This window comes from Winogradskyella marina, from assembly GCF_015645385.1.
GTDB lineage: Bacteria > Bacteroidota > Bacteroidia > Flavobacteriales > Flavobacteriaceae > Winogradskyella > Winogradskyella marina.
Genome location: NZ_JADOET010000008.1, coordinates 155,180 through 176,469, shown reverse-complemented (window position 1 = coordinate 176,469; position 21,290 = coordinate 155,180). Strand labels below are relative to the sequence as shown.

Annotated in this window: 23 protein-coding genes and 1 pseudogene; 10 read left to right on the top strand and 14 right to left on the bottom strand. The window is 34.4% G+C overall.

Going from position 1 to position 21,290, the window contains the following annotated elements; translation table 11 throughout:
- Window positions 1–19 precede the first annotated feature (19 nt).
- Complete coding sequence (locus tag ITJ86_RS11090; RefSeq protein WP_195871702.1) at window positions 20–541, bottom strand: RNA polymerase sigma factor; 522 nt, start codon at window positions 539–541, stop codon at window positions 20–22.
- Window positions 542–745: 204 nt separating this feature from the next.
- Here ITJ86_RS11090 and ITJ86_RS11085 point away from each other — a divergent pair, with 204 nt between their 5' ends.
- The 3 genes from ITJ86_RS11085 (at window position 746) to ITJ86_RS11075 (ending at window position 3,292) form a co-directional block, all read left to right on the top strand.
- The gene (locus tag ITJ86_RS11085) at window positions 746–1,798 is read left to right on the top strand and encodes a hypothetical protein (protein ID WP_195871701.1); all 1,053 of its coding nucleotides are present in this window, start codon (window positions 746–748) and stop codon (window positions 1,796–1,798) included.
- Window positions 1,799–1,878: 80 nt separating this feature from the next.
- Window positions 1,879–2,658 carry a zinc metalloprotease gene (locus tag ITJ86_RS11080; RefSeq protein WP_195871700.1) on the top strand — a complete coding sequence of 260 codons (780 nt, stop codon included), beginning with the start codon at window positions 1,879–1,881 and terminating at the stop codon, window positions 2,656–2,658.
- A 34-nt stretch (window positions 2,659–2,692) separates the two neighbouring features.
- Window positions 2,693–3,292 (top strand): porin family protein, encoded by a 600-nt coding sequence (locus ITJ86_RS11075; protein WP_195871699.1) that lies wholly within the window; start codon window positions 2,693–2,695, stop codon window positions 3,290–3,292.
- Between the two features lie 55 nt (window positions 3,293–3,347).
- Here ITJ86_RS11075 and gyrB read toward each other — a convergent pair whose 3' ends face one another.
- The 7 genes and pseudogenes from gyrB to asnB all read right to left on the bottom strand — a co-directional run bounded on the left by gyrB (window position 3,348) and on the right by asnB (window position 11,045).
- Window positions 3,348–5,297, bottom strand: a complete 1,950-nt coding sequence (gene gyrB, locus ITJ86_RS11070; protein ID WP_195871698.1) for a DNA topoisomerase (ATP-hydrolyzing) subunit B — start codon at window positions 5,295–5,297, stop codon at window positions 3,348–3,350.
- Window positions 5,298–5,858: 561 nt separating this feature from the next.
- Window positions 5,859–5,966 (bottom strand): annotated as a pseudogene (locus ITJ86_RS17625) (TMEM175 family protein); the annotation flags it as partial.
- A gap of 152 nt (window positions 5,967–6,118) precedes the next feature.
- Complete coding sequence (locus ITJ86_RS11065; RefSeq protein ID WP_195871697.1) at window positions 6,119–7,006, bottom strand: pirin family protein; 888 nt, start codon at window positions 7,004–7,006, stop codon at window positions 6,119–6,121.
- Window positions 7,007–7,339: 333 nt separating this feature from the next.
- Window positions 7,340–8,221, bottom strand: a complete 882-nt coding sequence (locus ITJ86_RS11060; RefSeq protein ID WP_195871696.1) for a pirin family protein — start codon at window positions 8,219–8,221, stop codon at window positions 7,340–7,342.
- A gap of 13 nt (window positions 8,222–8,234) precedes the next feature.
- Window positions 8,235–8,579, bottom strand: a complete 345-nt coding sequence (locus ITJ86_RS11055) for a hypothetical protein (RefSeq protein ID WP_195871695.1) — start codon at window positions 8,577–8,579, stop codon at window positions 8,235–8,237.
- Window positions 8,580–8,682: 103 nt separating this feature from the next.
- On the bottom strand, window positions 8,683–9,276 hold the full coding sequence (locus tag ITJ86_RS11050) for a Crp/Fnr family transcriptional regulator (protein WP_195871694.1): 594 nt from the start codon (window positions 9,274–9,276) through the stop codon (window positions 8,683–8,685).
- A 98-nt stretch (window positions 9,277–9,374) separates the two neighbouring features.
- The gene (gene asnB / locus ITJ86_RS11045) at window positions 9,375–11,045 is read right to left on the bottom strand and encodes an asparagine synthase B (protein WP_195871693.1); all 1,671 of its coding nucleotides are present in this window, start codon (window positions 11,043–11,045) and stop codon (window positions 9,375–9,377) included.
- Between the two features lie 270 nt (window positions 11,046–11,315).
- Between asnB and ITJ86_RS11040 the strand changes: the two genes are divergently transcribed.
- Entirely contained in the window at window positions 11,316–11,861 is a 546-nt protein-coding gene (locus ITJ86_RS11040) for a DUF2911 domain-containing protein (protein WP_195871692.1), read from the top strand.
- Window positions 11,862–11,989: 128 nt separating this feature from the next.
- On the opposite strand, the gene ITJ86_RS11035 is transcribed toward ITJ86_RS11040, so the two are convergent.
- Window positions 11,990–12,622 (bottom strand): 7-carboxy-7-deazaguanine synthase QueE, encoded by a 633-nt coding sequence (locus ITJ86_RS11035; protein WP_195871691.1) that lies wholly within the window; start codon window positions 12,620–12,622, stop codon window positions 11,990–11,992.
- 190 nt (window positions 12,623–12,812) lie between these two features.
- On the opposite strand from ITJ86_RS11035, the gene ITJ86_RS11030 reads away from it, so the two are divergent.
- Genes ITJ86_RS11030 through ITJ86_RS11005 form a run of 6 tightly spaced genes read left to right on the top strand, consistent with a single transcriptional unit; the run spans window position 12,813 to window position 17,388 of the window.
- Window positions 12,813–14,351, top strand: a complete 1,539-nt coding sequence (locus ITJ86_RS11030) for a helicase HerA-like domain-containing protein (protein ID WP_195871690.1) — start codon at window positions 12,813–12,815, stop codon at window positions 14,349–14,351.
- A gap of 16 nt (window positions 14,352–14,367) precedes the next feature.
- Complete coding sequence (locus ITJ86_RS11025; RefSeq protein ID WP_195871689.1) at window positions 14,368–14,925, top strand: hypothetical protein; 558 nt, start codon at window positions 14,368–14,370, stop codon at window positions 14,923–14,925.
- A 42-nt stretch (window positions 14,926–14,967) separates the two neighbouring features.
- A complete protein-coding gene (locus ITJ86_RS11020) occupies window positions 14,968–15,342 on the top strand; it encodes a cupin domain-containing protein (protein WP_195871688.1) in 375 nt (124 codons plus the stop codon).
- Window position 15,343: 1 nt separating this feature from the next.
- Entirely contained in the window at window positions 15,344–16,171 is an 828-nt protein-coding gene (locus tag ITJ86_RS11015; RefSeq protein ID WP_195871687.1) for an alpha/beta fold hydrolase, read from the top strand.
- 21 nt (window positions 16,172–16,192) lie between these two features.
- A complete protein-coding gene (locus ITJ86_RS11010) occupies window positions 16,193–16,963 on the top strand; it encodes a pseudouridine synthase (protein ID WP_195871686.1) in 771 nt (256 codons plus the stop codon).
- The gene (locus ITJ86_RS11005; protein ID WP_195871723.1) at window positions 16,963–17,388 is read left to right on the top strand and encodes a VOC family protein; all 426 of its coding nucleotides are present in this window, start codon (window positions 16,963–16,965) and stop codon (window positions 17,386–17,388) included. Before ITJ86_RS11010 ends, ITJ86_RS11005 begins: the two co-directional genes overlap by 1 nt.
- A 9-nt stretch (window positions 17,389–17,397) precedes the next feature.
- On the opposite strand, the gene ITJ86_RS11000 is transcribed toward ITJ86_RS11005, so the two are convergent.
- The 5 genes from ITJ86_RS11000 to ffh all read right to left on the bottom strand — a co-directional run bounded on the left by ITJ86_RS11000 (window position 17,398) and on the right by ffh (window position 21,031).
- Window positions 17,398–17,649: a type II toxin-antitoxin system RelE/ParE family toxin gene (locus tag ITJ86_RS11000; RefSeq protein WP_195871685.1), complete on the bottom strand. Its 252-nt coding sequence runs from the start codon at window positions 17,647–17,649 to the stop codon at window positions 17,398–17,400.
- 26 nt (window positions 17,650–17,675) lie between these two features.
- Window positions 17,676–17,918 carry a type II toxin-antitoxin system ParD family antitoxin gene (locus ITJ86_RS10995; protein ID WP_195871684.1) on the bottom strand — a complete coding sequence of 81 codons (243 nt, stop codon included), beginning with the start codon at window positions 17,916–17,918 and terminating at the stop codon, window positions 17,676–17,678.
- 49 nt (window positions 17,919–17,967) lie between these two features.
- Window positions 17,968–18,681, bottom strand: a complete 714-nt coding sequence (locus ITJ86_RS10990; protein WP_317190625.1) for a YwaF family protein — start codon at window positions 18,679–18,681, stop codon at window positions 17,968–17,970.
- A 9-nt stretch (window positions 18,682–18,690) separates the two neighbouring features.
- Complete coding sequence (locus ITJ86_RS10985; protein ID WP_195871683.1) at window positions 18,691–19,575, bottom strand: bifunctional 5,10-methylenetetrahydrofolate dehydrogenase/5,10-methenyltetrahydrofolate cyclohydrolase; 885 nt, start codon at window positions 19,573–19,575, stop codon at window positions 18,691–18,693.
- Window positions 19,576–19,699: 124 nt separating this feature from the next.
- Window positions 19,700–21,031: a signal recognition particle protein gene (ffh, locus tag ITJ86_RS10980; protein ID WP_195871682.1), complete on the bottom strand. Its 1,332-nt coding sequence runs from the start codon at window positions 21,029–21,031 to the stop codon at window positions 19,700–19,702.
- Window positions 21,032–21,290 lie beyond the last annotated feature (259 nt).

Genomic DNA, 21,290 nt, shown 5'->3' with positions numbered 1-21,290 from the left:
AAAAGGTTTCTAATTTTTCTTAAATATTTACATCATCCAGTTTTTCTCGTAGGGCTTTAAGTGCGCCTGACATTCGTTTTTCAACGGTTTTTTGAGAAATATTGAGTAACTCGGCGATTTCTCTATATTTTTTATCCTCTATTCGGTTTAATAAAAAAACTTCGCGCTGTTCATCACTCAAACCTGTAATTACAGACTGTAGTTTCTTTTTAAATTCCTCTTCTTCTAAAAGGTATTCTGGGTTTAAATTTGTTTTGTCTAAATAGGGCGATGCTTTAGCGTAAGACAAGACTACTTTTTGGTGCCTAACCACATTTAAAAACAAATTATTTACCGTGGTAAACACATAGGATTTCGCTTTATTAAAATCGACCTGAGCACAATTTTCCCATACTTTTGCAAAAGCATCTTGCACCAAATCTAGAGCCTGTGCTTTGTCTCCACATTTATAGTAGGCAAAATTACTGAGCGCTTGAACGTGATGTAAATAAAATGAATTGAAGTGTTTCTCTTCACAGAGTTTAGACAATGATTTACTCATAAAATAGAATTACAAGACTATAGGCGCAAAAATAAACATAAAAAAATCAAATTATTACACACTAATAATCAACTAACTACAACTGAATTAATAAAATATTTAAAAAAATCGTAGGGTAAACAGGCACATAAGGGTCTTAACTATAGAAAGCGTAAAACACGCTATTTAAGTTTTAAAATGTATAACCCAAAAAAAATCAATAGTATGAAAACCTCAAAATTCTTAACCGCATTAGTATGTATGTTTGCTTTAGCTTTCACTTCTTGTCAAGATGAAATTGACAGTGAAAATGGCGACAACCCAAACACCAATTCTGCCAACTCTACAACCGCAAGTAACCTAGAACGTTCTGCTATGTACGATGGTAGTTTTGACGACTTTTTAGATGGCATGTCTTGTTCATCCGTATTATTACCTGTAACTGCTACGGTTAATAACACGCAAGTAACCTTGATTTCGGAATCAGATTACAGCTTAGTTTTAGATATTATTGGCGAATTTACAAATGATGATGACAGCGTTGTATTTCAATTTCCGATAACAGTTAGATTAAGCAATTATACAGAAGTTATTGTCACCAATCAATCTGAATTTGACGAATTAATGGAAGCTTGTGAAACTGCCGAAGACGAAGCAGAAAGTGCTATAAATTGTTTAGACATTGATTTTCCAATAACCATTTTAACTTATGACGCTAATATAGAGCAAACAGGAAGTGTTGTTATTGAATCTGAACAACAATTATACGCCTACATGAATAATTTTGACGATGCCGCTTTCTTTTCCGTAAACTACCCTATCACTGCGACATTAAATAGCGACACTGTTGTAGAAATTACAAGTGATGCCGATTTAGAAGCGCAAATTATTGAGTGTATTGCTATGGATGACGATATGGAAGATGCCGAGGACCAAGCTGAAGACATAGAATCTATTTTAATTGAAGGTGTGTATACCATTGATGCCTTTGTAACTGCTGGGGTAGATACTGCTAATGAGTTTAGCGACTATACTTTAAATTTCGCTAATGATTTAACAATTACCGCAGTGCACACCACAAACTCAGCAATTTCGGAAGTTAACGGAACTTATGAAGTAGCTTCAGAACTCGATGTTTTTATTTCATTAACGTTTTCTGAAAACGCTAATTTTGAATTATTAAATAACACTTGGGAAGTAACAAGTTATTCTGAAAATACAATTTCCCTACAGAGTACTACAAATGCTGCAGTAACCTTGGTTTTAGCCCAAATATAAATCCAATGATGCATTAGTTTCGTACATGTTATGGTAAAGCAGCTACATTAGGTGTAGCTGCTTTTATAAAATTAAATACAATGAAAATTTACAACTATTTAGTCGCATTTTTAGGATTCGTTTTGGTAGCGAGCTGCTCTAAAGAAAACGCTGAGACCATCTCAGAAAACCAAAATACAGAGGTTAACCTCAACAGGCAGGCCACAGGAAGTTCTGCGCATGATTTTTTATCAGACAACACGTTTACAAGTCTTCTTATAGAACTTGTTTATGCAGACGGCTTTGAACCTAATGATGCGAGTATTGCTAATTTTATTTCTTTTATAGACGACAGAACTTATAAGCCTAATGGAATTACGGTTGAAAAAAGAGCAATTACATCCCCAGGTTTTGAAAATTATACGGTTCAAGATATTGCGGATATTGAAATTGCGCATCGTAACAATTACAATACCGAAAACCAATTGACGCTTTGGGTCTTTTTTGCCGATGGCCAATCTGCCTCTAATACGGATAGTAATTCGGTTTTAGGCACCGCGTATTGGAATACCTCGTTTGTAATTTATGAAGCCACTATTCAGAATCTGAGTAATAGTCCTTTTGAACCCGACCGAACGCTATTAGAAACCACTGTAATCACTCATGAGTTTGGGCATATTCTCGGCCTCACCAATCTAGGCACACCAATGGAAACTGCGCATGAAGATACCGAACATCCTAAGCATTGTGACGATGAAGATTGCCTTATGTTTTGGGCTACGGAATCTTCAACAGGGCTAGATGCTATGGTTAATATGAGCTCTGCCCCAGACCTAGATAGCGCTTGTATAGATGATTTAAGAGCTAACGGCGGAAAATAATAATTAACAAACTAATATTTAAAATAACACAATCATGAAAAATACAATTTTAACTCTATTTACAGCTTTGTGTATCGTGAGCACACTACAGGCACAAGATAGTTTGGACACTTATAAAAACAAATCTAATGCCGGCTTAAAGTTTGGCTATAATTTAGCGGCTGTAAGTTTTGATGAAGATAGTGAAACTGGTCAACGCCATGGTTTTCACGTTGGTTTTTATGGCGAATCTTTTGCCTCTAAGCATATTGCCATTCAAGTGGAATTACTGTATTCGCAACAAGGGTATGAGGTAAAAGACAATAGTGGCACATTTACACAGAAATTAAACTACATTAACTTGCCCTTAGTTTTAAAAATCTACCCTTCAGACAATTTCTTTTTAGAAGCAGGACCGCAGGTTGGATTCGCCATCTCTCATAAAGAAGAGTTTGACAGTAGCTTTAACCTTTTTGATACCGAACAAGAATTTGAACCCAGCCGTTTTGATTGGGGAATGAACTTTGGTGGCGGATTTAAAACCGATTCGGGTGTAAGTTTAGGCGTGCGATACCATCTTGGATTAGGTGATATTTACGACGAAGGAAGTCCTAAAAATAGAGTTTGGCAATTCTCACTAGGATTTGATTTTTAAGCAAAAAAAAACGCATTTTTAAAATGCGTTTTTTTTTGTTTATAAGTGAACTTATTTAAGCATCAATATTAGCATAAACAGCATTCTTTTCAATAAACTCTCTACGTGGTGGCACTTCATCTCCCATTAACATAGAGAATACACGGTCTGCTTCTACTCCATTATCAATATGGATTTGACGCAATGTTCTAAACTCAGGATTCATTGTAGTATCCCAAAGTTGCTCGGCATTCATCTCTCCAAGACCCTTATAACGTTGTATTTTTGCTCCATCACCATACTGCTCCATTAAAGCAAATCGCTCTTCATCATTCCATGCATATTCTTTTTTCGCTCCCTTCTTCACCAAGTATAAAGGCGGTGTAGCAATATAAATATGCCCTTTTTCAATTAACTCCTTCATGTATCGGAAAAAGAAGGTTAAGATTAAAGTTTCAATATGCGCACCATCGATATCGGCATCACACATAATCACAATTTTATGGTATCTTAATTTTGAAAGATTTAAAGCCTTACTATCTTCTTCGGTACCAATGGTAACACCCAAAGCCGTAAACATGTTTTTAATTTCTTCATTTTCAAAAACCTTATGCGTCATCGCTTTTTCTACATTAAGAATCTTACCCCTTAATGGTAAAATGGCTTGAAAATTTCTATCTCTACCCATTTTTGCTGTTCCACCTGCAGAATCTCCCTCTACTAGGTAGATTTCACATTTTTCAGGATCTTGCTCAGAACAATCTGATAATTTCCCAGGTAAACCACCGATACTCATTACGGTTTTACGCTGTACCATTTCACGAGCTTTTTGAGCTGCATGACGTGCTTGAGCAGCCAAAATCACTTTCTGAACTATGGTTTTAGCATCCTCAGGATTTTCTTCTAAATAATCTGTTAGCATTTCAGAAACCGACTGACTTACAGCGGCTGAAACTTCACGGTTTCCTAATTTGGTTTTGGTCTGCCCTTCAAACTGTGGTTCTTGAACTTTTACCGATACAATAGCAGTTAAACCTTCGCGGAAATCATCACCAGACACATCAAACTTTAACTTGTCTAACATACCAGATTCGTCAGCATATTTTTTAAGTGTATGCGTTAAACCACGACGAAAACCAGAAAGGTGTGTTCCTCCTTCATGGGTATTAATATTATTTACATACGAGTGTAAATTTTCTGCATAAGAGGTATTATAAACCATAGCAACTTCTACAGGCACACCATTTTTTTCACCTTCAAAAGAAATAACATCTTTCATTAAAGGCTCACGGTTGCCATCGAGAAACTTGATAAATTCACTTAATCCTTCTTCAGAATGAAATGTTTCGCCTTCAAACTCTCCATCTTCTTTCTTATGACGTTTATCTATTAAATGAATTGTAATCCCTTTATTAAGGTAAGCTAATTCACGTAAACGACTTGCCAATGTATCATAGCTATACTCTAATATTTGTGTAAAAATCGTTGGATCTGGTTTAAAGGTTACAATCGTACCTCTTTTATCGGTATCACCAACCTTTTTTACAGGGTACATGGCTTTACCACGCTCATATTCTTGTTCCCAAATCTCTCCTTTTCTGTAAACCGTAGCTTTTAAATGCTCAGATAATGCATTTACACAACTCACACCAACACCGTGTAATCCACCAGAAACCTTATAAGAATCTTTATCAAATTTACCACCTGCACCAATCTTAGTCATTACAACCTCTAATGCAGAGACGCCTTCTTTTTTATGTAAATCTACAGGAATACCACGACCATCATCTTCTGTGGTAATAGAATTATCCTCATTAATAATTACGGAAATATTATCACAGTGACCAGCTAAAGCTTCATCGATAGAGTTATCAACCACCTCATAAACTAAATGGTGTAAACCACGTACGCCTACATCTCCAATATACATGGAAGGACGCATACGCACATGCTCCATACCTTCTAAAGCCTGAATACTGTCTGCGGAATAATTATCCTTGTTAAATTCTTCTCTTTTTTCGCTCATTATCTTGAATAAATTTTAGTTCTTTTTTGTCATTTTTAATGAGACCTCGTTCTTCAACGGGATCGATTCGGCCTAATAAACTTTCTCACATAGTGTCTTGAAAATTCTAAACCTAATTGACATAAAAAAAATGACACGTTTGTATCATTTTTGAATACTAACAAATATACGATTTTAAAGTGCTTTTTAAAAGCTTTTTACGGAATGAAGACGATAATTATCAACATTTGTTAATTACCTAAAACAGCCTTAGAAGTGCTAAAAAGTAGCTTAAATTTGATTTAGACGATTTAAAACTCATCTCAGCATCCCTAAAATCAGAAAACGCCTTACAAGTGAGATTTTGAAGTTAAAATTATAGTAAAAAATTACACATTTCGTCTTTTCTAAGCGTTTCAAGAGAACAAAATTGTCCTGTAATAGCAAGTCATGTCTTTACAAAAGCTGAAGGAATAGCTGATATGTAGCCACAAGTATTGCCTCAATATAATATTCATTTTCGCCCAACCAGCTTGTAGTAGAAGGAATTAAAGACAACCATACCAACGAATGCTAGTTCGCTCACGGTTTGCTCCCGTTTATCTTCTGAGTAAATTGAACTGAATGATGATGATTATTCCAATAAACATCGATATAAATAGAGCTTAACAAGTAACTTATAAATATTAGAGCTACAGCTAATAAACTTCAAAAAGCGGTATCTTCTAGAGCTTTCAACTCTAACACCATAATAGTAATTACAATCGTTAAAACACCATTGCTAAATGCCGCTTTTCCTGCTTTAATAACTTTATTTTTTCTATGATTTTTTCAAACCATAACTAACTGCCAAACCGCTTAGGTGTTGGCAAAGGAATACGGACCGTTTCATTGATCACTTTCGGAAACCTATCGGCTTTCCAGTCTTGCTTTGCTTTTTCAATAAACGCTTTGTCTGATGCTACAAAATTCCATTCAATAAAACGCTCTTCTGGAAATGCATCTCCACCAAAAATATAAATGATTGAATTGGCTTGAATTTCAAAGGCACACAAAGTGCTGTCTTTTGCTACTAATAATTGTTTTGACTCATATGTATGCCCATCACTTTTAATACTTCCTTCTAAAATATATAGGGCACTTTCACCATATAAATATTCACCGATTGAAATGGTTTTAGTTTCACTAGATTTTATTTCAATAAAATAAAGAGGACTATATACAGGCACTGGTGATTTTTTGCCAAAAGCTTTACCTGCAATAAGTTTAAAACTAACCTTATTATCTTCCCAACTCGGAATGTCATCTGCAGAAACATGTGTAAAAGATGGTTCGCATTGCTCATCTGCTTTGGGTAAGGCTACCCAAATTTGTAAACCATGAAGCATTTTTTTTGAATGGCGCAAATAGTCTGGAGTTCGCTCTGTATGTACTACGCCTTTTCCTGCTGTCATCCAATTTACGGCTCCTGGTTTTATTTCAATTTCCGTTCCTAAACTATCACGATGCATAATAGAACCTTCAAACAAAAATGTTAAGGTAGATAAGCCAATATGTGGATGCATAGCAATATCCATGTTTTCAGAATCACTTAGACAAGCCGGCCCCATGTGATCTATAAAAATGAAAGGCCCAACCATACGTTTTTGTCGAAATGGCAATAAACGCCCAACCATAAAATTACCAATATTGGCAGCGCGTTCTTCTATAATAAATTTAGTGTTAGACATAGTTACAGGTTGTTGTCCCCTTTTAAACGCACATCTATTCTGCGTTTATAATCCGGATGTTTTTTATCTTGATTTTCAATATATTTTAGCGTTTTGTCAACCACAGTGCTTGCAGCTCCTGTATCAATTTAAACCAGATTGCACTTTGGTATGAAAATAACGCTACTCAATGACTCTTCTCTTTATATTGGATAAAAGTCACGTTAGTATCAATCTCTAATTAGAAACACTTATTGTCTTCGTTTTTGCGAAGTGGTATGTTTTAAATTCGTCTCTCAATTCTTAAAGATATAAAAAAGTAGTTCAAAAAAAATGAACTACTTTTTATAATTACTAATCCTCTAAATACCCAAATTTACCAGTATTAAAGTCTTGAAATGCCTCAATAAGCTCCTCTTGTGTATTCATCACAAAAGGACCATGTGCTGCAATGGGTTCATTAATAGGCTCACCACTTAACACTAAAATTACGGTATCATTTAATGCTTCAACAGTAAAGGTCTCGCCATTATTGCTAAACATCACAAAATGATCTTGAGGTGCATTGGTATCTCCATTCACTTTAGCATCTCCTTCTACCATTAACAAGGCTGTTGTATAGTTTTCAGGAAAAGACAATTCCGTCTTTGCACCTTTTTTGAGCTTTACATTAAACATGTTTATAGGCGAAAATGTAGATGCCGACCCTTTATGACCTTCATAGTTTCCTGCAATCACTTCTACTTCTCCTCCATTGTCCGGTAAAGCGACTTTCGTTATCTCTGAATTTACGATGGCTTGGTATTTTGGAGAGCTCATTTTATCCTTTGCTGGCAAATTCACCCATAATTGTACCATTTGAAACTCGCCACCTCTTTTACTCCATTCGGTTTCATGAAATTCTTTGTGTAAAACTCCTGAAGCGGCTGTCATCCATTGCACATCACCTTCACCAATAATACCTCCACCTCCAGAACTATCATCGTGTTCAACGCGACCTCTATATGCAATGGTAACCGTTTCAAAACCTCTGTGAGGATGCACACCAACACCTTTTGGTTGGTTTGTTGGTGGAAAATTATATTTTGAATTATAATCTAGCATAATAAACGGATCCATACGTTGCATGGTTGATGTTCCTGGAATGAAATTATGGACTCTAAATCCATCACCTACAAAATGTGGTGTTCCTGGTTGGGTTACTTTTTCTATACTTCTTAATTTATTAGTTTTCATAGTTCTATTTTTTTTAATTAATACTATTTGCCAATTTTATTTCGAATGAATTGTCCAAATAGTTACTTTGTGTGTTTGGCTTGTTTTTTCTCCAATAGGACGTCTTAACAGTTTCAGATATCGTCTTATTATCAGTATATTCTACCAAAGTGGCATCGTCATATAAAATGGATATCACCTTACTTAATTTACTTTTATCTTCGATATTAAATGACTTAGATATTGCAACCACATTATAAGCTTGTTGTTGTAATTTTTCAATGGCCATTTCTACAGCATTTACAGTAGAAACTTTCCAGTTTAAAACTTTTGGAATAGTCGTGTCTGTAGTGACCACTAGTACTTTTAAATGTCTCATAATTTATCCTTTCTATTATTTACTGTAAAACTACAGCAACAATAAGAGGCTTGCATTGACATTTGATAAGAAGTAAAACCTTTAAACTAGTAAAGTAGAATTTCTAGGGTTTAAAGTTTTCGTTTGCTAATGCTTTGCGCACTCTACTCAAACTTTCTGGTGTGATTCCCAAGTAAGAAGCAATCATCCATTGTGGCACACGCAACATAATATCTGGATACATATTTACAAATTCTAAGTATCTAGCTTTTGCAGTTGCTCCAATTAATAAAGTAACTCGTTTATATAAATGCCGAATATGATTTTGTAGTAATTTTTCGTTTTGAATTCTAAAATTTGAATTGACCTTTACAACTTCACTGATAAAGGCATCATCTAATACGACTGTTAATGTATCCTCAATAGCATCAATATAATAGGTTGAAGGCTCTTGAAAAAACACACTTCCACGATCACTAACAATCCAACTCTCCGTAGCGAACTGTAGAATATTTTCTTTTCCTTCTTCATTTAAAGCATAAAACCGAAGCACTCCTTGTTCTACAAAGAATGAGTGCGAACAAACCTCACCAGCTTTTAATAAAAACTCATAACTGGTAACTGATTTCGTTTTTATGAAAGGTTCTACTTGTGAAAATTCTTCTTCAGACAAGCCTCCTTTTTCGATAAGAAATTTTCTAAAATTTGGTAATGACATTATTTCAAACTAAGATTATGAAATTACGACAATACTGTGTAAAAAAAAAGACCTACCTTATTAAAAGATTGGTCTTTTTTCTAATTAGCTTTTTTAATCTAAGCTTTTACATAAGAATCTGAATGCACATTAGCAATTGCTCTACCAGAAGGATCGTTCATGTTTTTAAAAGCCGCATCCCATTCTAAAGCTGTAGCTGTACTACAAGCAACACTTGCTTCTTGAGGCACACTCAATGCTGCCGCATCACTAGGAAAATGCCCTTCAAAAATAGTTCTGTAATAATACTCTTCCTTGTTTAAAGGTGTGTTAATTGGAAAACGGAATTTCGCATTTTCTATTTGCTCGTCTGTTACTTCATTTTCAACGAGTTCTTTTAAGGTATCAATCCAACTGTAACCGACTCCATCACTAAACTGTTCCTTTTGTCTCCAAGCGACACTTTCTGGAATGTAGTCTTCAAATGCTTTTCTAATTACCCATTTTTCCATACGCTCTCCATTGATCATTTTATCTTTTGGGTTAATGCGCATGGCCACATCCATAAATTCTTTATCTAAAAATGGCACACGACCTTCAATTCCCCAGGCCGCTAAACTTTTGTTTGCTCTTAAACAATCGTACATGTGTAATTTATCTAATTTACGCACCGTTTCTTCATGAAATTCTTGTGCACTTGGAGCCTTGTGAAAATATAAATAACCTCCAAACAACTCATCAGCACCTTCACCAGACAATACCATTTTAATTCCCATCGACTTAATAACTCGCGCCATTAAATACATAGGTGTTGACGAACGGATTGTGGTAATATCGTAAGTTTCTATATTGTGAATAACATCTTTAATCGCATCTAAACCTTCTTGAATGGTAAATTTTATTTCATGATGCACAGTTCCAATATGATCGGCTACTTTTTTAGCAGCTGCTAAGTCTGGAGATCCTTCTAGTCCTACAGAAAAAGAGTGTAATTGCGGCCACCATGCTTTTTCTTTATCATCGGCTTCTACACGTCGTTCAGAATATTTTTTAGCTATAGCCGAAGTTACAGATGAATCCAAGCCACCAGATAATAACACTCCATAAGGTACATCACTCATTAATTGTCTGTGTACAGCATCTTCTAAGGCTTGTTTTACTTCAGCAACACTGGTTTCGTTTTCCTTTACGGCTTCGTATTCTGACCAGTCGCGTTTGTACCATTTTACAAATTCACCATCTTTACTAGACATATAATGCCCTGGAGGAAATAATTCAATTTTAGTACAAATACCTTCTAAAGCTTTTAATTCTGAAGCGACATAAAACGTTCCGTTTTTATCCCATCCTATATATAAAGGAATAATTCCCATATGATCTCTAGCCACAAAATATTCATCTTTTTCTGCATCATAGATAGCAAAACCGAATATTCCATTCATATCATCTACAAAGTCAACTCCTTTTTCTTGGTATAAGGCTAAAATGACTTCGCAGTCACTTTCAGTTTGAAAGTCATAATCTGGAAACTGAGATCGTAATGCCTTATGGTTGTAGATTTCCCCATTTGCTGCTAAGATTAATTTTTTATCTGGACTGAACAAGGGTTGTTTTCCAGAAGCTGGATCTACAATCGCCAAACGCTCATGAGCCATAATCACTTTATCATCACTATAGATTCCGCTCCAGTCTGGTCCACGATGACGGATTGTTTTTGCCATCTCTAAAACCTGTGGTCTTAAATCATCTACTTTTTGCTTTATATCGAACGCACATACTATTCCGCACATAACTTTTTATTTTTTTTATTAGGCTATACTTAAATTCAGCCTTTCATTATTAATTACAGGACAAATATGAACTTAAACTTTCATATTAAAAACACAAACACGTTTAATGGTTTCATTTTGTAATTTTATTAACCATATTAACACTAAACTAAAACTAACCCATCTTAATATTATTAGTTTTACTATGAATTTGTAAATTTTAATATTTAATTACGACTATTCGCTGAATTAAAAACTATTTTTAACAAAACCAAAAACACATTATTTCTTATGAAAACATCAAACGTATTGACTTCGATTACTTTCGCATTTTTAATGGTATTGACATTAAATGTTGGTGCGCAAGAATTTAAGGACTTAGACAAAAGCCCTATGGATGCTGCTTCTTTTCCTGCCGATTATAAAGACTCAAACAAGCTAATTAAAATTACTTATAGTCGTCCACAGTTAAAAGACCGTTCTGTAAGTGAATTAGCAAAAGAAGGTGAAGTGTGGAGAACAGGTGCTAACGAAGCTGCTGAACTTACACTTTATAAAGACATGAAAGTAGGAGGTACTGAAGTAAAAGCAGGAACTTATACATTTTACGTTATTCCTGGACAAAAAGAATGGACAGCTATCATCAGTACTGACCTTAATGTTTGGGGAAGTTACTTCTACAACAAAGAGAATGATGTAGCACGCGTAACTGTACCTGTGACTAAAGGAAAAGAGTCACTAGATGCTTTTTCTATTGCTTTTGACAAGGGTGACGACGCCTTAGAAATGCATTTAGGATGGGGAACTGTTAGAGTTGCCGTCCCTTTTAAGATGTAATTGTTAGACGTTAGACAAAAATCAAAAAAGTTCCGAGAATTATAAATCTTCTCGGAACTTTTTTATTTAATTCTTATTCGAATCGCACTAATACCTAATACCTAATACCTAATACCTAATACCTAAACTTACGGTATATTCAAATATTTATGCGTCTGTAATGATACTTTCCATTTAGGATTTGCCATTACATAATCTACAATCAATGGCATCATCTTATCGCGCTTACTCCACTCTGGCTGTAAATACAAAATGCAATCCTTATTTACTTTTGCTGCTTGTTCTTCCGCAAATCTAAAATCGTCTTTATTAAAAATAATACATTTTAATTCGTGTGCTTTTTCAAAAACTTCATCTGTTGGTAACTTCATTTTTTTAGGCGACAAACAAATCCAATCCCACTCACCTGTTAACTTATATGCGCCAGAAGTTTCAATATGTGTTTGTACACCTTTCGCTTTTAATTGCGCTGTTAACGGTCCCATATCCCAAGTTAAAGGCTCTCCACCTGTTACAATAATGGTATCACTATACTTTACGGCATTTTCAACAATTTTCTCAGTTTCAGTAGGAGGATGCAATTCAGCCAACCAACTTTCTTTAACGTCGCACCAATGGCAACCCACATCACAACCACCAATTCTCACAAAATACGCTGCTGTTCCTTTGTGGAAACCTTCACCTTGAATGGTATAAAACTCTTCCATTAAAGGCAGCAATAATCCTTTATCTATTAACTCTTGTCGTTCTCGTCTTGTCATAAGGATGCAAATATATTAATAAGTATGCAGTATTTAGTTGCAGTGAACAGTAAACTCTACGCAATAGTTCAACATTTATTCATAGAGACTTAATATTTTGTCATATTTACTTTGCAATACGAAGACTGTGACTGAAAACAATTTCATACTTGATTAAAATTACATTATTTTTATCCAAATTTTCTGATTAATGAAAAACTCTGAAGCTTTTATAAAAGACATTAACGATGGAAACACGTTTAAAGGCGAATTTATTACCTTAGGTTCTGCCATGTTAGATGGTGAAACTAAGACCAATACTTTTGTAAAGGTTCCATTAAAAACCATGAACAGACATGGACTTATTGCTGGTGCAACTGGTACAGGAAAAACAAAAACGCTTCAGGTTTTAGCCGAAAATTTATCTGAAAAAGGTGTACCTGTTTTATTAATGGACATCAAAGGAGACTTAAGTGGCTTAGCAAAGGCAAGTGAAGGACATGCAAAAATTGATGAACGACACGAACAAATAGGCTTACCTTTTGAACCTAAAGCTTTTCCTGTTGAAGTTATGACCTTGTCCGAACAAGATGGAGTTCGCTTAAGAGCAACGATCAGTGAATTTGGTCCTGTTTTAATTTCAAGAATATTAGATGTTACTGAAACCCAAGCGGGAATTATTTCTGTGATTTTCAAATATTGTGACGACAACCATTTACCTTTATTGGATCTTAAAGATTTTAAGAAAATCCTACAATATGCTACAAATGAAGGCAAAGAAGAGTTCCAGGAATCTTATGGTCGTATTTCAACAGCATCAACAGGAGCTATTTTAAGAAAAATAATAGAAATTGAACAACAAGGTGGTGATTTGTTTTTTGGCGAAACCTCTTTCGATACTCAAGATCTATTACGAATTGATGAAAACGGTCGTGGTTTTATAAATATAATAAGACTAACAGATATTCAAGATAAGCCAAAATTATTCTCAACATTTATGTTGAGTTTATTAGCTGAGATTTATTCAACGTTTCCCGAACAAGGAGATAGTGGAAGACCAGAGTTAATTATGTTTATTGACGAGGCTCATTTAATATTTAATGAAGCTTCGGACGCCTTATTATATCAGATTGAAAGTATTGTAAAACTCATTCGAAGTAAAGGAGTTGGTTTGTATTTTGTAACTCAGAATCCAACCGATGTTCCAGAAGCCGTTTTAGGACAGTTGGGCCTAAAAGTACAACATGCCTTAAGAGCATTTACTGCAAAAGACAGAAAAGCGATTAAATTAACGGCTCAGAATTATCCTGACACAGAGTATTATGATACAGCAGAAGTTTTAACATCCTTAGGAATTGGAGAAGCCTTAGTTTCAGCATTAGATGAAAAAGGAAAACCGACACCATTAGCGGCGACAATGTTGCGTGCACCAATGAGCCGAATGGATATTTTAACGGAAGCTGAATTAGGCGGATTGTTATCGCAATCTCAACTGGCCAAAAAATACAATCAAGAGATTGACCGAGAAAGTGCTTACGAAATGCTAAATGAAAAAATTAAGCAAGCCGAAGCCGAAGAAGCGAAACAAAAAGCCAAAGAAGAAAAAGAAGCTTTAAAACGCGCAGAAAGCAAAAAACAAACCCGATCTACTAGAGCTAGAAGTAACAGAATGAATCCAATTGTAAAGGTTCTAACTAGTGCAACCGTAATCCGAGGAGTTTTGGGAATAATAAGTAAAATGATTAAATAGACACTAACTTTTTGAAATGAAAAACACCTTATTTACTGTAACTATATGTGCACTTTTAATAACTAGCTGCACAAAAGACAAAGCGCAAAATCCGTTTGAAATTGCTAAAAACCACATTGGTTTATTAACAGATTCTACTCAGGTAAAAGAATTAGATGCTATTTATAGTAAGGACTCTATTGTTAGATACGTTTCTGGCGATGATTACATAGGATCGGTAAACACCATTGAAGTTTATGAAAAAGGAGGCAAAAAACTCTTAGACCTAACACCTAGAAAAGCCAAAGATTCTACCTCTGTTATTAAGAGTGTAAACATTATTGATTCGCGTTACAGCACCAATAAAAAGATATCAAACTTAAGTACATTTAAAGATATTAAGGCTGCTTATAAAATTTCAAAAATTGACAATTTAATTAATGTGATTGTGGTATCGGTTAATGAAATAAACGCCTCTTTTACAATTGATAAAAAAGAATTACCGGCAAGTATGCGTTTTGATATGGATATGGCCATTGATCCTATTCAAATTCCTGAAAAAGCGAAGATTAAATACTTTATGATTCATTGGTAAGCGACGTTTAGCAGTCTTCCATTAATAGCAAACATTTAAAATATGCCTAAAAAACAAAACTATACTATTCAAAACACCCCTTTTTTATTCCCAACAGAAGATGGTAAAATTATAAAAGAACATTTTGGAAATGCAACCGATGGCAATTCAGAAATAAGTATTGCTCATATGGTTGCACCTGCTGGCTGGTCTGAACCTTTTCAGACCCCAGAGTTCGACGAATACACATTTATAATAAAAGGTAAAAAGCAATTTATTATAGATGGAGACACGATTATTTTAGAAGCTGGCCAATCTATTAAAGTAAATAAAAACGTACGTGTTCAATATTCTAACCCGTTTACAGAACCTTGTGAATATTTAGCAATTTGTCGTCCAGCATTTTCTATTAAAGCCGTTAAAAGAGAAGACCAATAGCATGAGTAGTTTTGTAATAAAATCCATTGGTAGTGCGCTTAATGCAACGAGCTTAATATCTAGCAAATTTGCAGCAAAAAGAGCAATAAATTTATTCTCCTCACCGAGAAAAGGGCGTTACAACGACGACCAAAAACGTATTATTGAATCTGCTTTTTTTGAAGAAGTTACCTATAACAATTTTGATATTGCCACCTACCGTTGGGTTGGGAAAGGTAAAACCATATTATTAGTACATGGTTGGGAAAGCAATACATCGCGATGGGACTATATTTTAAAAGATTTTAAAGCTCAAGATTATAACATTGTTGCTTTAGATGCTCCTGCACATGGCAGATCTGATGGCAAACGATTTACATCAATTTTATATGCTGAGTTCATAAATGTTGCTATTAAGAAATTTAAACCAGAAGTTGTAATTGGACATTCCGTTGGTGGCATGGCTAGTGTTTTTAGTGTCTATCAAAACCAGTTACCAACAGTAGAAAAACTCATATTATTGGGAGCTCCAGCTAATTCTATTGGAGTATTTGATAGGTATAAGAAAATGATGGGTTATAATAGTCGTATTTCAAAAGGTATAGACTCTATTATTTTAGAAAGTTATGGGCAACCTATCACCTATTTTTCAACAGCTGAATTTACAACTTCTATTGAAGCAAAAGGTTTAATTATTCATGATAAAGAAGACCGAATCATTCCTTATGAAGATGCGCTTCTTCTTAAGAATCGTTATAAAAATTCAAAATTAATTTCTACATCTGGATTTGGACATGGATTAAAGGATGCATCCTTAACCCCTCAGATTATTGAGTTTATAAATGAGTAATCTTTATTGTATTTTTACACTATGTCAGAAGATTTAAAACGCCTAAACAAATACCTCAGCGAAGCTGGTTATTGCTCTCGTAGAGCAGCCGACCGATTAATCGAAGCAGGAAGAGTAACCATTAACGATGTTGTGCCAGAAATGGGAACCAAAGTCGCATCGGAAGATGTAGTAAAAGTAGATGGTGAAATTATTGGAGAACGTAAGCAAGACTTTGTGTATTTGGCCTTTAATAAGCCAATAGGAATTGTTTGCACCACAGATACACGTGTTGAAAAAGACAATATCATTGATTACATTAACTACCCAAAACGTATTTTTCCTATTGGAAGATTAGACAAACCAAGTGAAGGTTTAATTCTACTTACGGACGATGGAGATATTGTAAACAAGATTTTAAGGGCGAGTAATAATCACGAAAAAGAATACATCGTAACTGTAGACCAGCCCATTTCTCAAACGTTTATTGAACGTATGGCTGGCGGTATTTATTTAGAAGAATTAGATAAGCACACCAATAAATGCGAGGTTAAAAAAATAGATAAATTTACCTTTAGTATTATTTTAACCCAAGGTTTAAACAGGCAAATTCGTAGAATGTGTGAGTACTGCAATTATGAAGTACAAGCTTTAAAACGAATTCGGATAATGAATATTAAACTCGATATTCCAGTTGGAAAGCATAGAGAACTAACTAAAGCCGAATTTAAAACGTTGAATGAATTAATTAGTGATTCTACAAAAACGTATGAGGCTAAGCAAAACTACACAACAAGAAAAAACAGGCGCTAATTATGGCTGTATCACCATTTCATCTTGCCATCCCTGTTCATGATTTAGCATTATGCAGAGATTTCTATACCAACGTACTTCAACTTGAAGAAGGACGAAGTAGCGACCATTGGGTAGATTATAATTTCTTTGGTCATCAGTTGGTTATTCACTACAAAGCAAAACAGACTGAAGAGAATTCTCATACAAATGCTGTTGATGGCAAGGCTGTTCCTGTGCCACATTTTGGTGTGGTTTTAGATTGGGAAGCGTTTCAAAAATTTGCAGAATTATTAAAATCGAAAGGCATAAAATTCATCATTGAACCTTATATTAGGTTTGAGGGCCAAGTTGGCGAACAAGCAACGATGTTTTTTAAAGATCCTTCTGGAAATGCTCTAGAGTTTAAAGCTTTTAAAGATATGGGTCAGTTATTTGCAAAGTAAAATGTCAATTCATGGATGCTGAATAAACATTCGCTTTCCTAAAATTCTAATCACAAAAATTTTGTTGTCATCTGAAAACTGATAGAAAATCACATGGGCTTTATATCTATAGTAACATAGATTATGAGCAAATGTAGAAGCGTCTCTTGCCAATTCCGGTCGTATTGCTAGTTCAGTTAAAAACAATTCTAAATTATTTAAATAAGACCTAGCTGGTTCTGCACCAAAAATATTATTTTCCCAATCTATAAATAGAGACAATATCTAATGAAGCTGCACCAGATAATTTATATTTTACCATCATCTACATCATTCATTAAGTCTGAAATAGATTTTTGACTTACTCCACTATTAAAACCTTCATCTATTGCCATTTTTAGTTCTAATAACTTTTCATTTTGAATCTGGTCTTTTCGTACTAAATCTCTAATATATTCACTATCATTGGTGAAATTTCCAGATTTAATTTTCAACTTAATCCATTCATTTTGCTGCTCTGTAAATGTTATTGTTTTCCTAATCGTTTCCATAAATAAACAATTTGGATGTAAAATAACGTAAAATTGCACCATTTCCTATTTAGCTATTTGGCTTCTTTAATCTAAAAGGCAAATAAATCAATAAAAACAAAGGAATTACAATTAATTGAACTACAACTATATAAAAAGGCCAATCCCCAAAATAATCTAATATTGATGCAGATTTTGGCTTTTCATTTAAGTAGAAATAATTAGCATCTAGAATATAATTTAGTCCAACCATCATAAGCACATACACTTGAAGTGCTAAAAAAGATTTAAAAACACTTTTTAGCGTTGGCTTCATTTTTAATTCGAATATGAAATAGAAAATAATGGCTAACAAGCCTAAATGGACCATCCAATATCTAAAGTAATCGAAGCTTGGAAATCCTTTCGTAATATCTGGTGTAATTACGGCTTGTAAAGTTCCGCCAATGATCCAAAACACTAAAATCTCAAACATCCAATATTTACGATAATATGTAAAAATGGGAATCAGCAATGCCATTAAACTACAGAGATAAAGTGGTAAATCGGTTTTAAAATTATAGTTATCGCATGCTATTCGATAGATATGAAAACAAATCAGTGTAGCCGAAACAAGCCAACCCAAATAATGAACGGCTTTTTGTTTTTGAAGTAAACTGAAATTTTTCCTAGAATATTTTATTAGATATATCGTAAAACCTAAAGCAAAAAGAATAGGTGTTAAATGTTGAAAACTACCAATCGTTACTTTTGTCTTAACGATTAATGGCAATACTATTTCCACCTTAGAAGATTACCTTTTATGTTGTCTATGTTGCTCTCTAGCCAACAAGGTATTCTTTAATAACATTGCAATAGTCATTGGTCCTACTCCACCAGGAACTGGTGTAATAAAGCTTGCTTTTTTACTTACGTTTTCAAAATCAACATCACCTGTAATTCGATAACCTTTATCAGAATCATCGGTAACACGTGTAATACCAACATCAATAATAACGGCATCATCTTTTACCATTTCTGCCTTTAAAAAATTTGGTATTCCTAAAGCTGAAATAATAATATCTGCTTGCGATGTAATCTGTGTTATGTTTTTAGTGTGACTATGCGTTAGGGTAACAGTAGAGTTTCCTGGAAAACCTTTTCGCCCCATTAAAATACTCATTGGACGGCCTACAATATGCGAACGACCAATTATAACCGTATGCTTTCCGTCTGTATCAACTTTGTAGCGCTCTAACAATTCTAAAATTCCAAAAGGTGTTGCAGGTATAAAAGTAGACATGTCTAATGCCATTTTACCAAAATTCATTGGATGAAACCCATCGACATCTTTATCTGGATTTACCGCCATTAATACCTTTTGTGTATTAATTTGGCGCGGTAATGGTAATTGAATTATAAATCCATCAATATCGCTATTTTCATTTAACTCTTCAATTTTATCTAATAACTCTATTTCACTTGTTGTACTAGATAAACGCACCATTGTAGATTCGAAACCAACACGCTCACATGCTCTAACTTTACTACCAACGTATGTTAAACTTGCACCATCATTACCAACTATTACAGCCGCTAAATGTGGTACTTTTTCATCATTAGCTTTCATCTTATCGACTTCGGCTTTGATTTCGTTTTTAATGTCGTTGCTTACTTTTTTTCCGTCTAAAATTGTCATGCTTTTGGTTATTGTTTTCTCGCAAAGACGCTATGGCGCAAAGCTATAATTGATTAAATATTTATTATTAATGTCAACTGAAGACTGAGTAAGAGACTGCCAACTGAAGACTGAATACTGTAAACTATTTAGGCATATTCTGCATCATCTGCATCATACGTTTTCCGCCTCCACCTTGCATCATTTTCATCATTTTACTCATTTGCGTAAATTGCTTTAAAAGCTGATTCACTTCTTGAACAGAAGTTCCTGAACCTTTTCCAATTCGTTTTTTACGACTTGAGTTTATCACTGCTGGATTAGCGCGCTCTTCTGGTGTCATTGAATGAATAATAGCTTCTATACCTTTAAATGCATCATCATCAATATCTATATCTTTCATCATTTTGCCTGCTCCAGGAATCATGCCTACTAAATCCTTCATGTTACCCATTTTCTTAATTTGCTGAATCTGTTTTAAGAAATCATCAAACCCAAATTGGTTTTTGGCAATCTTCTTCTGTAATTTTCTAGCTTCAACTTCATCAAACTGTTCTTGAGCACGCTCAACAAGAGAAACCACATCTCCCATTCCGAGAATACGATCTGCCATACGCGATGGATAGAAAACATCAATCGCTTCCATCTTTTCACCTGTACCAATAAATTTAATTGGTTTGTTAACTACAGATTTAATTGAAATTGCAGCTCCACCTCTAGTATCACCATCTAATTTGGTTAAGATAACACCGTCAAAATTTAAAATATCATTAAAGGCTTTCGCTGTATTCACCGCATCTTGACCTGTCATAGAATCGACAACAAACAAGGTTTCTTGTGGCTCAATGGCTTTGTGAATGTTAGAGATTTCAGTCATCATGGCTTCATCTACAGCCAAACGACCAGCGGTATCAATAATGACTACGTTATGACCATTGGCCTTGGCATGCGCGATACCAGCCTTTGAAATAGCCACAGGATCATTATTCCCTTTATCACTAAAAACCTCAACACCTATTTGATCTCCTACCACATGTAATTGATCTATCGCAGCAGGACGATATACATCACAAGCTACTAATAAAGGTTTCTTTGTTTTTTTATTTTTTAAATAATTAGCAAGTTTACCAGAAAACGTTGTTTTACCAGAACCTTGCAAACCAGACATTAAAATCACACTTGGATTACCAGAAAGATTAATTCCTTCGGCATCTCCACCCATGAGTTCGGTTAATTCGTCTTTAACGAGTTTTACCATTAACTGACCTGGTTGTAATGTGGTTAATACATCTTGACCAAGTGCTTTTTCTTTTACACGAACGGTAAATTCTTTTGCAATTTTAAAGTTAACATCGGCATCTAAAAGCGCACGTCTTACTTCTTTTAAGGTTTCTGCAACATTGACTTCTGTAATGCTACCATGACCTTTTAATACGTGTAACGCTTTATCTAACTTATCACTTAAATTATTGAACATGTTTTTAGTCTTCAGTTTTTAATAAGTTGCAAATTTAAGAATTTATGAGGGAATTATGAATGGGTTTATAAATTAGTTTACAGTTGGGTTTGAGGCTAGAAGTTGGAAGTACGAAGCTGGAAGCTGGAAGATTGATATATTGGCAGAAAGCATACTGAAAACTGAATACTGAGAACTGCCAACTGAAGACCCAAAACTAAAAACTAAAAACTGAAAACTGAGGACTGAAGACTGAGAACTGAGGACTGAGGACTAAAAA

Bases quoted from the DNA above. Each gene is read 5' to 3' on its own strand.
- ITJ86_RS11090 (WP_195871702.1), bottom strand. From the start codon at position 541: ATGAGTAAATCATTGTCTAAACTCTGTGAAGAGAAACACTTCAATTCA.
- ITJ86_RS11085 (WP_195871701.1), top strand. From the start codon at position 746: ATGAAAACCTCAAAATTCTTAACCGCATTAGTATGTATGTTTGCTTTA.
- ITJ86_RS11080 (WP_195871700.1), top strand. From the start codon at position 1,879: ATGAAAATTTACAACTATTTAGTCGCATTTTTAGGATTCGTTTTGGTA.
- ITJ86_RS11075 (WP_195871699.1), top strand. From the start codon at position 2,693: ATGAAAAATACAATTTTAACTCTATTTACAGCTTTGTGTATCGTGAGC.
- gyrB (WP_195871698.1), bottom strand. From the start codon at position 5,297: ATGAGCGAAAAAAGAGAAGAATTTAACAAGGATAATTATTCCGCAGAC.
- ITJ86_RS11065 (WP_195871697.1), bottom strand. From the start codon at position 7,006: ATGTCTAACACTAAATTTATTATAGAAGAACGCGCTGCCAATATTGGT.
- ITJ86_RS11060 (WP_195871696.1), bottom strand. From the start codon at position 8,221: ATGAAAACTAATAAATTAAGAAGTATAGAAAAAGTAACCCAACCAGGA.
- ITJ86_RS11055 (WP_195871695.1), bottom strand. From the start codon at position 8,579: ATGAGACATTTAAAAGTACTAGTGGTCACTACAGACACGACTATTCCA.
- ITJ86_RS11050 (WP_195871694.1), bottom strand. From the start codon at position 9,276: ATGTCATTACCAAATTTTAGAAAATTTCTTATCGAAAAAGGAGGCTTG.
- asnB (WP_195871693.1), bottom strand. From the start codon at position 11,045: ATGTGCGGAATAGTATGTGCGTTCGATATAAAGCAAAAAGTAGATGAT.
- ITJ86_RS11040 (WP_195871692.1), top strand. From the start codon at position 11,316: ATGAAAACATCAAACGTATTGACTTCGATTACTTTCGCATTTTTAATG.
- ITJ86_RS11035 (WP_195871691.1), bottom strand. From the start codon at position 12,622: ATGACAAGACGAGAACGACAAGAGTTAATAGATAAAGGATTATTGCTG.
- ITJ86_RS11030 (WP_195871690.1), top strand. From the start codon at position 12,813: ATGAAAAACTCTGAAGCTTTTATAAAAGACATTAACGATGGAAACACG.
- ITJ86_RS11025 (WP_195871689.1), top strand. From the start codon at position 14,368: ATGAAAAACACCTTATTTACTGTAACTATATGTGCACTTTTAATAACT.
- ITJ86_RS11020 (WP_195871688.1), top strand. From the start codon at position 14,968: ATGCCTAAAAAACAAAACTATACTATTCAAAACACCCCTTTTTTATTC.
- ITJ86_RS11015 (WP_195871687.1), top strand. From the start codon at position 15,344: ATGAGTAGTTTTGTAATAAAATCCATTGGTAGTGCGCTTAATGCAACG.
- ITJ86_RS11010 (WP_195871686.1), top strand. From the start codon at position 16,193: ATGTCAGAAGATTTAAAACGCCTAAACAAATACCTCAGCGAAGCTGGT.
- ITJ86_RS10995 (WP_195871684.1), bottom strand. From the start codon at position 17,918: ATGGAAACGATTAGGAAAACAATAACATTTACAGAGCAGCAAAATGAA.
- ITJ86_RS10985 (WP_195871683.1), bottom strand. From the start codon at position 19,575: ATGACAATTTTAGACGGAAAAAAAGTAAGCAACGACATTAAAAACGAA.
- ffh (WP_195871682.1), bottom strand. From the start codon at position 21,031: ATGTTCAATAATTTAAGTGATAAGTTAGATAAAGCGTTACACGTATTA.